Below are 11,583 nucleotides of genomic sequence, written 5' to 3' on the forward strand. Positions count from 1 at the left end.
CTGGCGTTGATTTTTGGCACGCTGTTGAGTTCTCAAGGAACGGACGCTTCCTTTGTACTCACCCTCTCGGGCTTTCCTCCGGGCGCTTCCCTTCGATCTTGCGTTTCCGACTCTATCAGACCGTTTCCGGTTCCGATTTCCTCGGTGCTTTCCAGGTTTTCGCTTTCGCGTTTCCCTTTCCGGCGATTCCGACTTTATCAGAAGTTCTGAGTCGGAATTCCCGCTCTCCGGGAGGTCCCTGACACCAAGTTGTGTCGGGTTCCCCTTCAGGCGGAGCCGTAAACGTACTGGAGCGGAGCGCCCCGATGCAAATCGAGGTGCCCCGCTCCGGGTGTACGTGCTACGAGGTGGCTCAGACCTCGACCACGACCGGCAGGATCATCGGCCGGCGGCGGTAGGTGTCCGAGACCCATTTGCCCAGCGTGCGGCGGATGAGCTGCTGCATCTGGTGGGGTTCGACGACGCCGTCCTGGGCCGACCTCTCCAGGACTTCGACGACCTTCGGGAGGACGGCGCTGAAGGCAGAGTCCTCGATCCCCGAGCCGCGGGCCTGGATGTGCGGCCCTCCGGTGATCTTGCCCGTGCTGGTGTCCAGCACCACGAAGACCGAGATGATCCCCTCGTCACCGAGGATCTTGCGGTCCTTGAGGGTGGGCTCACCGACATCGCCGACCGAGAGGCCGTCGACGTACACGTAACCCGCCTGGACCTTGCCGGAGATTCTGGCCTTGCCCTCGATGAGGTCGACGACCACGCCGTCCTCGGCGATCACGATCCGGTCGTGCGGGACGCCGGTGAGGGCGCCCAGCTCGGCGTTGGCGCGCAGGTGGCGCCATTCGCCGTGGACCGGCATCAGGTTGCGTGGCTTGCAGATGTTGTAGAAGTACAGGAGCTCGCCGGCGGAGGCGTGGCCGGAGACGTGCACCTTGGCGTTGCCCTTGTGGATGACGTTGGCGCCCCAGCGGGTCAGGCCGTTGATGACGCGGTAGACCGCGTTCTCGTTGCCGGGGATGAGGGACGACGCCAGGATCACGGTGTCACCCTGGACGATCCGGATCTGGTGGTCCCTGTTGGCCATCCGTGACAGGGCCGCCATCGGCTCGCCCTGGGAGCCGGTGCAGACGAGGACGATCTGGTGGTCCGGGAGGTCGTCCAGTGTCTTGACGTCCACCACCAGGCCGGGCGGAACCTTCAGATAGCCGAGGTCTCGCGCGATACCCATGTTGCGGACCATCGAGCGGCCTACGAAGGCGACCCGGCGGCCGTACTCGTGGGCGGCGTCGAGGATCTGCTGGATGCGGTGTACATGGCTCGCGAAGCTGGCCACGATGATGCGCTTGCTGGCGTTCGCGAAGACCTGCCGCAGCACGTTCGAGATGTCGCGCTCGGGCGGGACGAAGCCCGGGACCTCGGCGTTCGTGGAGTCAGAGAGGAGGAGGTCGATACCTTCCTCGCTCAGCCGCGCGAAGGCGTGCAGGTCCGTGAGGCGGCCGTCCAGCGGGAGCTGGTCCATCTTGAAGTCGCCGGTGTGCACGACCATGCCCGCAGGGGTGCGGATGGCCACCGCAAGGGCGTCCGGGATGGAGTGGTTGACCGCCACGAACTCGCACTCGAAGGGGCCGATGCGCTCCCGGTGGCCCTCCGCGACCTCAAGCGTGTATGGGCGGATGCGGTGCTCCTGGAGCTTCGCCTCGATGAGAGCGAGGGTCAGCTTGGAGCCGATGAGCGGGATGTCCGGCTTCTCGCGGAGGAGAAAGGGGACACCGCCGATGTGGTCCTCGTGTCCGTGCGTGAGGACGATGCCCTCGATGTCGTCGAGGCGATCCCTGATCGAACTGAAGTCCGGAAGGATCAGGTCGATCCCGGGCTGCTCCTCCTCGGGGAAGAGCACGCCACAGTCGACGATCAGAAGGCGGCCGTCGTACTCGAAGACCGTCATGTTTCGGCCGATTTCACCGAGGCCACCGAGCGGGGTGACCCGGAGGCCTCCTTGGGGAAGCTTCGGCGGCAGGCGGAGTTCCGGATGCGGATGACTCAAAAGACTCTCCTCACCACACGCGCCACGTACCTGGCAGGGCACGTGGCGCGCATGACGTTCGTGCATTAGCAGTTGTCTGGTGGAGCAGGCGCTCGGCCTGCGTGGTCGTACGTATTCAGTTGTGAAGTCTGTGGTTAGAGCTGTACCCCGCCGGCGGCAAGATCGATCTTGAGTTGCGCGGTCTCCTCGGGCGACAGGCCGACCATGGGCAGTCGCAGCGGTCCGGCGGGCAGGCCCCGCAGGGCGAGTGCGGCCTTGCTGGTCATGACGCCCTGGGTCCGGAACATCCCGGTGAACACGGGGAGCAGCTTCTGGTGGATCTCGGTGGCCTTCTGGACGTCGCCGCTCGTGTACGCGTCGATCATGGCCCGCAGCTCGGGAGTGACCATGTGGCCGACCACGGAGACGAAGCCGACCGCGCCCACGGAGAGCAGCGGCAGGTTCAGCATGTCGTCGCCCGAGTACCAGGCGAGGTCGCAGCTGGCGATGGCCCAGCTGGCGCGGCCGAGGTCGCCCTTGGCGTCCTTGTTGGCGACGATACGCGGGTGCTCGGCGAGGCGCACCAGGGTCTCGGTGTTGATCGGGACACCGCTGCGGCCGGGGATGTCGTAGAGCATCACCGGCAGGCCGGTGGCGTCGGCGATCGTGGTGAAGTGCTGGTACAGGCCCTCCTGCGGGGGCTTGTTGTAGTACGGCGTCACGGTGAGCAGGCCGTGTGCGCCGGCCTTCTCGGCGTCTCGGGCCAGCTCGATGCTGTGGCGGGTGTCGTTCGTGCCGACGCCCGCGACGACGTGGGCGCGGTCGCCGACGGCCTCCACTACGGCTCGTACGAGATCCGCTTTCTCCGCGTTGCTGGTGGTCGGGGACTCGCCCGTGGTGCCGTTGACGATCAGGCCGTCGTTGCCTGCGTCCACCAGGTGGGTGGCGAGCCGCTGCGCGCCGTCGAGATCGAGTGCGCCGTCCGCCGCGAAGGGCGTGACCATGGCAGTGAGGACCCGCCCGAAGGGGGTCTGCGGAGTGGAGGTCGGAGCCATGGGTAACACGCTACTCGCTGCTCAACGTGTGGTCTGCCCTCGGGGGAGGCGACAAGTCAGGACAAAAGTAGAACCCGGCACTGCCTGCTCGGGGGTTCAAGCAGTGCCGGGTCCGTTTGATCAGGCTAGATGAACTTCTCGAAATGCCGCAATACGGACGGTTCGCCTGGCCGACCCGTACAGATGTGCCCGACCGAGGGCCCGACGGGGTGGTCGAGGTGCGTTACGGCGCGACGCGCCCGTTCGTGTTGAAGGCGGCGTACGTGAGGGGCATGAGCCGGGCCCACTCCGCCTCCATCTTCTCGCCGACCATCTCGATCTCCCGCTGCGGGAAGGACGGGACCCTGGCCAGCTCGTGCTGGGTGCGCAGGCCGAGGAAGTGCATCAGGGAGCGCGCGTTGCACGTCGCGTACATCGAGGAGAACAGGCCCACCGGGAGGACCGCACGGGCGACCTCGCGGGCCACACCGGCGGCGAGCATCTCCTGGTACGCCCCGTACGCCTGGCGGTACGAGTCCTCCATGACGCGGCCCGTCAGCTCCTGCTGGGCCTCGGTGCCGTCCACGAAGACGTACTTGCCGGGGCGGCCTTCCTGGACCAGCTTGCGGGACTCGCCCGGGACGTAGAAGACCGGCTCCAGCTCCCTGTACCGGCCCGATTCCTCGTTGTACGACCAGCCCACGCGGTGCCGCATGAACTCGCGGAAGACGAAGATCGGGGCGCTGATGAGGAACGTCATCGAGTTGTGCTCGAAGGGGCTGCCGTGCCGGTCCCGCATCAGGTAGTTGATCAGGCCCTTCGAACGCTCCGGGTCCTTCTGCAGCTCACCCAGGGACTGCTCCCCGAGGGTCGAGACCCGGGCGGCGAACAGCACGTCGGAGTCGGAAGCGGTGTGCTTGACCAGCTCGACGGTGACATCGCTGCGGAAGCTGGGCTTGAGATCGTCGGCGGGAGTGTCGGTCACGGTGGGGAGGGTCCTTCCATCACTGGCTCGGGCGGCGACCACTCTACGGCCCGGCACCGACAGCGGACGTTCGGCGCCGTGCCGCGGCACAGGTCGGCGAACTTCTGCGAATCCGGTGAAAGATGGCACCTTTTGGGGCACTCGCTCGTCTGTATCGATGACAACGATTCGTTCGAGTCTTCTGAGGAGAAGCGCACCCCATGTTCCGTCGGCGCGAGCCAGTACCGTTCGCCTTCATCGCCGAAGCCGACCAGTTCCGCAGCAATGTCACTCCCCCGCCGCGTCAGCGTGCCTCCGCCGGTGAGCTGGTCGGCCGATGGCTCATAGGTTTGACCGTGGTCGCGGGCCTCGTGGGCTCCCTGCTGATCGGGCTGCCCGCCCTTTCGGCCGACGTCTCGCCCGAGCACACGCAGCAGTCCGACGCGTCCTCGCGCCGCTGACCCTCCTCCACGGGCCCCGTGGCCGGGCAGCACCCTCATGGACCCCCGCGGGTGGTGGGCGGAGATCGGGCTAGGTAGCCTCACCGGGCATAGTCCATGCGTGGATTGAGTGAGGATCAGTCGTGCCCCTGCCCTTTCTGACCGCCGATCGCGCTTTCGACGAGGCCGGCGAGGATCTCGCGCTGCCGTTCGACGACCGCGACCAGTGGCGGCGTCCCTACCGGCCCGGCCCGTGGCGGGTCGGCGCGGCCGCGCTCGTGCTGCTGCTCGCCTCGTACGTGCTGTTCGCGGCGGTCATCATCGCCGCGGCCGGTAACGCGTCCGGGGGCGCGGTGTGCCTGGGCCTCGCCGCGGTGGTCATCGCGGGTGCCCTGCGTCTGCTGCGGATGGGCGCGTGGGTGAGCGCCGCCGGACTGCGCCGGGTGCGTTTCCTGCATACGAGTACGACACCGTGGGCGCATGTCATGGTCGTACGGACCGTGCAGCAGCCGGTGCGCTGGCTCGGACTCCCGCGGACCGTACAGGGGCAGGCGCTCGTCCTCGTCCGTGGCGGCCACTCAGGCAACGAGACGACCCCCCTGCTGACCTCGCACAACGCGGACTTCCTGGGGCGCCCCGAAGCCTTCGACCGCGCCGCGGACGGTGTCGAGGTCTGGGCGGACGAGTACCGGCAGCACGCCTGAGCGTCACGATCACTACGACCGTGACGACGAAGGGGCCGGCCCGCTGATGCGGGCCGGCCCCTTCGTCGTCACGCCGTTCAGGCCGTCCGTACGGGCTTGCCGTCGTGCAGGGCGATCGCGTGCTGCATCGCCTTGCGGGCCCGCGGGGTGTCGCGGGCGTCGTGGTAGGCGATCGCCAGGCGGAACCAGCTGCGCCAGTCGTCGGGGGCGTCCTCCGTCTCGGCCTTGCGCCGGGCGAAGACCTCGTCTGCGGAGTCGCGGTCGATACGGCCGGCCGGCGTGCGCACCAGCTCGTCGACGGGCAGCCCGCCCTCGGCGTCGAGCTCGGTGGCGAGCCGGTTGGCGCGCTTCACGAACTGGGTGTTCTTCCAGAGGAACCAGACGCCGATCACCGGCAGGATCAGGACGGCGACGCCGAAGGTGACGGTGAGCAGCGTGCCGTGCTGCAGGAGCATCACCCCGCGGCTGCCGACCAGGACGAAGTAGACGACCAGGACGGCGGCCGTGACGGCGTACGTGATTTTCGCGGCCATGGCGGTTACTTCAGATCCAGGAAGTGTTCCAGGCCGAAGGTGAGGCCCGGGGTGTCCACGACGCGGCGTACGCCGAGCAGGATGCCCGGCATGAAGCTGCTGTGGTGGAGGGAGTCGTGGCGGATCGTGAGGGTCTCGCCCTCGCCGCCGAGCAGCACCTCCTGGTGGGCCAGCAGGCCGCGCAGCCGGACCGCGTGCACGGGGACGCCGTCGACGTCCGCGCCGCGGGCGCCGTCCAGGCCCGTCGCCGTGGCGTCGGGCTGCGGGGCGCTGCCCGCCTTCCGCCGGGCGGCGGCGATGAGCTGGGCGGTGCGGGTGGCGGTGCCGCTGGGGGCGTCCACCTTGTTCGGGTGGTGCAGTTCGATGACCTCGACGGACTCGAAGTACGGCGCGGCCACCTCCGCGAACTTCATGGTGAGAACCGCGCCGATGGAGAAGTTCGGGGCGATGAGCACGCCCGTCCCCGGTGCGGCGGCCAGCGAGGTGGTCAGCTGTGCGAGGCGCTCGTCGGTCCAGCCCGTCGTACCGACCACGGCGTGGATGCCGTGGCGGACGCAGAAGTCGAGGTTGTCCATGACCGAGTCGGGCGTGGTCAGTTCGACGACGACCTGGGCACCCGTGTCGGTCAGGGTCTCCAGTGTGTCCCCGCGCCCGAGGGCGGCCACCAGCTCCAGGTCCCCGGCGGCCTCGACGGCCCGGACCGCCTCTGATCCGATACGCCCCTTGGCCCCGAGGACCGCCACGCGCAGCTTGCTCATCTTCTTGTTTCCTTAGTCGGGGACTTATCCCGGTCGAGGACTTGTGCCGCTCTACGCGACGGCTTCGTGCAGACGGGACGCCTGCTTGTCCTTCAGCGGGCCGATGACCGACAGCGAGGGCCGCTGTCCCAGGATCTCGGCGGCGACCTCCCGGACGTCGTCCGGGGTGACCGACGCGATCCGGGTCAGCATGTCGTCGACGGACATCTGCTCGCCCCAGCACAGCTCGCTCTTGCCGATACGGTTCATCAGCGCGCCCGTGTCCTCCAGGCCGAGGACCGTGGAGCCGCGGAGCTGGCCGATGGCCCGGCCGATCTCGTCGTCGGACAGGCCGTGCTCGGCGACCTGGTCGAGTTCGTCGCGGCAGAGCTTCAGCACGTCGTGGACCTGGCTCGGACGGCAGCCCGCGTACACGCCGAAGAGGCCGCAGTCGGCGAAGCCCGAGGTGTACGAGTACACGCTGTAGGCGAGGCCCCTCTTCTCCCTGACTTCCTGGAAAAGGCGGGAGGACATGCCGCCGCCCAGTGCGGTGTTCAGGACGCCGAGCGCCCAGCGGCGCTCGTCGGTGCGGGCCAGGCCCGGCATGCCGAGGACGATGTGGGCCTGCTCGGTCTTGCGGCCGAGGAGCTCGACGCGTCCGGCGGTACGGATGGTGCGGGAGCCGTCGCGCGGGGCGATCGGAGTGGCGGCCTGCTGCCCCAGTGCGCCCGCCTTCTCGAAGGCGGCACGGACCTGGCGTACGACCTTGTTGTGGTCGACGTTGCCGGCGGCGGCGACCACGAGGTGGGTCGGGTCGTAGTGCTTCTTGTAGAAGCGCCGGATGCGGTCCGCGGTGAGGGCGTTGACCGTGTCGACCGTGCCGAGGACCGGACGGCCGAGCGGGGTGTCGCCGAGCATGGTGTGCGCGAACAGGTCGTGCACGCAGTCGCCCGGGTCGTCCTCGGTCATCGCGATCTCTTCGAGGATCGCGCCGCGCTCGACGTTCACGTCGTCCTCGCGGATCAGCGAGCCGGTGAGCATGTCGCAGATCACGTCGATGGCGAGCGGCAGGTCGGTGTCGAGCACGCGTGCGTAGTAGCACGTGTACTCCTTCGCCGTGAAGGCGTTCATCTCGCCGCCGACCGCGTCGATCGCGGAGGAGATGTCCAGGGCGCTGCGCTTGTCCGTGCCCTTGAAGAGGAGGTGTTCGAGGTAGTGCGTGGCGCCGTTCAGAGCCGGCGTCTCGTCGCGCGAGCCGACGTGCGCCCAGATGCCGAAGGTGGCGGAGCGCACGGAGGGCAGGGTCTCGGTGACGACGCGCAGGCCCCCGGGAAGGGTGGTCTTGCGGACCGTACCGATGCCGTTCTCGCCCTTGATCAGGGTTTGGGTACGGGCGACGGCCCGCGCCTCCGAGGAGGTGCGGGCCGTCGCCGTGGAGCTACTCGACGTCACTTGTCGGTGTCGTCCTTCTTCTCGCCCGCGGCGGAGCCGCTGTCAGATGCAGTGCCGTCGCTCTCGCCCTCGATCACGGGGATGAGGGAGAGCTTGCCGCGGGAGTCGATCTCGGCGATCTCGACCTGGACCTTGGAGCCCACGCCGACGACGTCCTCGACGTTCTCCACGCGCTTGCCGCCGGCGAGCTTGCGGATCTGCGAGATGTGCAGCAGTCCGTCCTTGCCCGGCATCAGCGACACGAACGCACCGAAGGTCGTCGTCTTCACGACGGTGCCCAGGTAGCGCTCGCCGACCTCCGGCATGGTCGGGTTGGCGATCGCGTTGATCGTGGCGCGGGCGGCCTCGGCCTGCGAGCCCTGCTGGGCACCGATGTAGATGGTGCCGTCGTCCTCGATCGTGATGTCGGCGCCGGTGTCCTCCTGGATCTGGTTGATCATCTTGCCCTTCGGGCCGATGACCTCACCGATCTTGTCCACGGGGATCTTGACCGTGATGATCCGCGGGGCGTTCGGGGACATCTCGTCCGGCGTGTCGATCGCTTCCATCATCACGTCGAGGATGTGGAGGCGGGCGTCACGGGCCTGCTTGAGGGCCGCGGCCAGGACGGAGGCCGGGATGCCGTCCAGCTTGGTGTCCAGCTGGAGGGCGGTCACGAACTCCTTGGTGCCGGCGACCTTGAAGTCCATGTCGCCGAAGGCGTCCTCCGCACCGAGGATGTCGGTGAGGGCGACGTAGTGCGTCTCGCCGTTGATCTCCTGGGAGATCAGGCCCATGGCGATACCGGCGACGGGGGCCTTGAGGGGCACACCGGCGTTCAGCAGCGACATGGTGGAGGCGCAGACCGAGCCCATGGACGTCGAGCCGTTGGAGCCGAGGGCCTCGGACACCTGACGGATCGCGTAGGGGAACTCCTCGCGCGTCGGCAGGACCGGCACGATCGCGCGCTCGGCGAGCGCGCCGTGGCCGATCTCGCGGCGCTTGGGGGAGCCGACGCGGCCGGTCTCGTTCACCGAGTACGGCGGGAAGTTGTAGTTGTGCATGTACCGCTTGCGGGTCACCGGGGAAAGGGTGTCCAGCTGCTGCTCCATCCGGAGCATGTTGAGGGTGGTGACGCCCAGGATCTGGGTCTCGCCACGCTCGAACAGGGCGGAGCCGTGCACGCGCGGGATGGCCTCGACCTCGGCGGCGAGCGTACGGATGTCCGTGACGCCGCGGCCGTCGATGCGGACCTTGTCCTTGATGACGCGCTCACGGACCAGGGCCTTGGTGAGCGAGCGGTACGCGGCGGAGATCTCCTTCTCGCGGCCCTCGAACTGCGGGAGCAGCTTCTCGGCGGCGATCTCCTTGACGCGGTCCAGCTCGGCCTCGCGCTCCTGCTTGCCCGCGATGGTGAGCGCCTGGGAGAGCTCGCTCTTCACCGCGGCCGTCAGGGCCTCCAGGACGTCGTCCTGGTGGTCGAGGAAGACCGGGAACTCGCCGGTCGGCTTGGCGGCCTTCGCGGCGAGGTCCGACTGGGCCCTGCAGAGCACCTTGATGAAGGGCTTCGCGGCGTCCAGACCGGCGGCGACGACCTCCTCGGTGGGCGCCTCGGCGCCGCCCGCGATCAGCGTGATCGTCTTGTCGGTGGCCTCGGCCTCGACCATCATGATCGCGACGTCGCCGTCCTCCAGGACGCGACCGGCGACGACCATGTCGAAGACGGCGTCCTCAAGCTCGGTGTGCGTCGGGAACGCGACCCACTGGCCGTTGATCAGCGCGACGCGGACGCCGCCGATCGGGCCGGAGAAGGGCAGACCGGCCAGCTGCGTGGACGCGGAGGCGGCGTTGATCGCCACGACGTCGTACAGGTGGTCGGGGTTGAGCGCCATGATCGTGGCGACGACCTGGATCTCGTTGCGCAGGCCCTTCTTGAAGGACGGGCGCAGCGGGCGGTCGATGAGGCGGCAGGTGAGGATCGCGTCCTCGGAGGGCCGGCCCTCGCGGCGGAAGAAGCTGCCGGGGATCTTGCCGGCCGCGTACATCCGCTCCTCGACGTCCACCGTGAGGGGGAAGAAGTCGAGGTTGTCCTTGGGCTTCTTGGAAGCGGTGGTGGCCGACAGCACCATGGTGTCGTCGTCCAGGTACGCCACGGCGGAGCCGGCGGCCTGCTTGGCCAGGCGGCCCGTCTCGAAGCGGATGGTGCGGGTGCCGAAGGTTCCGTTGTCGATAACGGCCTCGGCGTAGTGGGTCTCGTTCTCCACTAGCGTTTTCTCCGATACTTTTCGTCTTTCGTCCCGGCCTGCCCGTGTGGCAGGGGGACGCTTCTGCGGAGAAGCGCGCCTTCTTGTGCGGGCCGGTCTTCGATCGAAGCTCCCGGGGCTCACATTCCCCCGGGGGCCACTACCGAGGACCGGCGGCGGCGAGGTGCGCTTCTCCTCGTGTGGTGCGTGTGGTGCTTCTCGTACGTGTGGTGCTTCTCGTGCGGCGTGGCGGCGGCTCATCGCTGTGCGCTGTCGCGGTGCCGCACTGTGTCCTGCGTATCGCGTTGTGCTACCACACTACAAAGGCGTGGTGACACTCCGCACGTACAGCAAAGGGAGCGGCCCCCTCTTGCGTGGGAACCGCCCCCTTCACGATGTCCTACTTGGCGCCGCCGGCCGCACCGCGGCGGATGCCCAGGCGGTCGACCAGCGCACGGAAGCGCTGGATGTCCTTCTTCGCCAGGTACTGCAGCAGGCGACGGCGCTGACCGACCAGGATCAGCAGACCACGACGGGAGTGGTGGTCGTGCTTGTGGGTCTTGAGGTGCTCGGTCAGGTCCGAGATACGGCGCGAGAGCATCGCGACCTGAACCTCGGGAGAGCCGGTGTCGCCCTCCTTCTGACCGAACTCCGTGATGAGCTGCTTCTTCGTAGCGGCATCGAGCGGCACGCGTACTCCTCGTAGTGTTCTGGTGGCCACCGAGTGCCCCTGGTCCACTTCTCAGGGGAGCTTCCGTAACTCGGGAGGCGGGGATCCGCTGAGCGCGTCCTCCAGGGCCCCTAGGGGGCGGTCCGGGGGTGCGTACACATACGGCCGTAACACAGCGTACCAGGGGGTGAGGGCCCTTCCGACCGGGGTTCCCGGAGTCCGGGGAGGCCAGGGCCGGTCCCAGTAGGGTGACGCGAAGTCGTTCGCAGGTCGGATTCGTTTGTCGGGTTCGTTTGTCGGGTTCGTCGAGCGGTTCGTTTGTCGGTTCGTTTGTCGGTTCGTTTGTCGGTTCGTTTGTCGGTTCGTTTGTCGGAAGGGGTCGCTTCGCCATGGCCGAGGCAGAGGACAAGGACGTCAAGGCGCGCAAGGAGCGGGAGAAGGACGAGCTCTACGCCCTCGACATCTCGGGGGTCGAATGGCAGAGCGCGCCCGGTACCGAGGAGCATGAGGAGCGGGTCGAGATCGCGTATCTCCCCGAGGGCGCGGTGGCCATGCGGTCGTCGCTCGATCCGGACACGGTCCTGCGGTACACGGAGGCCGAGTGGCGGGCCTTCGTGCTCGGTGCGCGTGACGGTGAGTTCGACCTGGAGCCGGCGCCTCAGGACGGCGGGGCCGCGGCCGAGTAGCACGGCGGCGGAGCCGCACAGCGGCGCACAGCCGCACAGCGGCGGAACGTCAGCAGCGGAGCGTCAGCGGCGGAGCGTCAGCAGCAGAAAAGAAGGGCCGGTGGCACGGATGCCGCCGGCCCTT

General features: G+C 68.2%; 11 protein-coding genes and 1 pseudogene. 3 read left to right on the top strand and 9 right to left on the bottom strand.

Going from position 1 to position 11,583, the window contains the following annotated elements; translation table 11 throughout:
* Positions 1 to 352: 352 nt before the first annotated feature.
* From ACIOKD_RS19030 to thyX, 3 genes are all read right to left on the bottom strand, one after another.
* Positions 353 to 2,038, bottom strand: coding sequence for a ribonuclease J (locus tag ACIOKD_RS19030; RefSeq protein ID WP_402085068.1), 1,686 nt, complete (start codon positions 2,036 to 2,038; stop codon positions 353 to 355).
* 134 nt (positions 2,039 to 2,172) lie between these two features.
* Complete coding sequence (dapA, locus tag ACIOKD_RS19035) at positions 2,173 to 3,072, bottom strand: 4-hydroxy-tetrahydrodipicolinate synthase (protein ID WP_402085070.1); 900 nt, start codon at positions 3,070 to 3,072, stop codon at positions 2,173 to 2,175.
* Between the two features lie 223 nt (positions 3,073 to 3,295).
* Entirely contained in the window at positions 3,296 to 4,036 is a 741-nt protein-coding gene (thyX, locus tag ACIOKD_RS19040) for an FAD-dependent thymidylate synthase (protein WP_402085072.1), read from the bottom strand.
* A 200-nt stretch (positions 4,037 to 4,236) separates the two neighbouring features.
* Here thyX and ACIOKD_RS19045 point away from each other — a divergent pair, with 200 nt between their 5' ends.
* Both ACIOKD_RS19045 and ACIOKD_RS19050 read left to right on the top strand, forming a co-directional pair.
* A complete protein-coding gene (locus ACIOKD_RS19045; RefSeq protein ID WP_402085075.1) occupies positions 4,237 to 4,476 on the top strand; it encodes a hypothetical protein in 240 nt (79 codons plus the stop codon).
* 122 nt (positions 4,477 to 4,598) lie between these two features.
* Positions 4,599 to 5,159 (top strand): hypothetical protein, encoded by a 561-nt coding sequence (locus tag ACIOKD_RS19050; RefSeq protein ID WP_402085078.1) that lies wholly within the window; start codon positions 4,599 to 4,601, stop codon positions 5,157 to 5,159.
* Between the two features lie 77 nt (positions 5,160 to 5,236).
* Here the strand turns inward: ACIOKD_RS19050 and ACIOKD_RS19055 are convergent, their stop codons facing one another.
* The 6 genes and pseudogenes from ACIOKD_RS19055 to ACIOKD_RS19080 all read right to left on the bottom strand — a co-directional run.
* On the bottom strand, positions 5,237 to 5,692 hold the full coding sequence (locus tag ACIOKD_RS19055) for a hypothetical protein (RefSeq protein ID WP_402085081.1): 456 nt from the start codon (positions 5,690 to 5,692) through the stop codon (positions 5,237 to 5,239).
* 5 nt (positions 5,693 to 5,697) lie between these two features.
* Positions 5,698 to 6,450, bottom strand: coding sequence for a 4-hydroxy-tetrahydrodipicolinate reductase (dapB, locus tag ACIOKD_RS19060; protein WP_402085084.1), 753 nt, complete (start codon positions 6,448 to 6,450; stop codon positions 5,698 to 5,700).
* A 51-nt stretch (positions 6,451 to 6,501) separates the two neighbouring features.
* Complete coding sequence (locus tag ACIOKD_RS19065) at positions 6,502 to 7,881, bottom strand: M16 family metallopeptidase (RefSeq protein WP_402085087.1); 1,380 nt, start codon at positions 7,879 to 7,881, stop codon at positions 6,502 to 6,504.
* The gene (locus ACIOKD_RS19070) at positions 7,878 to 10,124 is read right to left on the bottom strand and encodes a polyribonucleotide nucleotidyltransferase (protein ID WP_402085089.1); all 2,247 of its coding nucleotides are present in this window, start codon (positions 10,122 to 10,124) and stop codon (positions 7,878 to 7,880) included. The genes ACIOKD_RS19065 and ACIOKD_RS19070 overlap by 4 nt, the downstream gene beginning before the upstream one ends.
* Positions 10,125 to 10,503: 379 nt before the next feature.
* On the bottom strand, positions 10,504 to 10,794 hold the full coding sequence (gene rpsO / locus ACIOKD_RS19075; RefSeq protein ID WP_107021727.1) for a 30S ribosomal protein S15: 291 nt from the start codon (positions 10,792 to 10,794) through the stop codon (positions 10,504 to 10,506).
* A gap of 286 nt (positions 10,795 to 11,080) precedes the next feature.
* Positions 11,081 to 11,164: pseudogene (locus ACIOKD_RS19080) on the bottom strand (PT domain-containing protein); the annotation flags it as partial.
* On the opposite strand from ACIOKD_RS19080, the gene ACIOKD_RS19085 reads away from it, so the two are divergent.
* Positions 11,163 to 11,459, top strand: coding sequence for a DUF397 domain-containing protein (locus ACIOKD_RS19085; RefSeq protein WP_210889345.1), 297 nt, complete (start codon positions 11,163 to 11,165; stop codon positions 11,457 to 11,459). The pseudogene ACIOKD_RS19080 and the gene ACIOKD_RS19085 sit on opposite strands and share 2 nt — an antisense overlap.
* Positions 11,460 to 11,583: the final 124 nt, after the last annotated feature.

This window comes from Streptomyces sp. NPDC087844 (genome assembly GCF_044742785.1).
Classification (GTDB): domain Bacteria; phylum Actinomycetota; class Actinomycetes; order Streptomycetales; family Streptomycetaceae; genus Streptomyces.

Bases quoted from the DNA above. Each gene is read 5' to 3' on its own strand.
- dapA (WP_402085070.1), bottom strand. From the start codon at position 3,072: ATGGCTCCGACCTCCACTCCGCAGACCCCCTTCGGGCGGGTCCTCACT.
- ACIOKD_RS19045 (WP_402085075.1), top strand. From the start codon at position 4,237: ATGTTCCGTCGGCGCGAGCCAGTACCGTTCGCCTTCATCGCCGAAGCC.
- ACIOKD_RS19055 (WP_402085081.1), bottom strand. From the start codon at position 5,692: ATGGCCGCGAAAATCACGTACGCCGTCACGGCCGCCGTCCTGGTCGTC.
- dapB (WP_402085084.1), bottom strand. From the start codon at position 6,450: ATGAGCAAGCTGCGCGTGGCGGTCCTCGGGGCCAAGGGGCGTATCGGA.
- ACIOKD_RS19085 (WP_210889345.1), top strand. From the start codon at position 11,163: ATGGCCGAGGCAGAGGACAAGGACGTCAAGGCGCGCAAGGAGCGGGAG.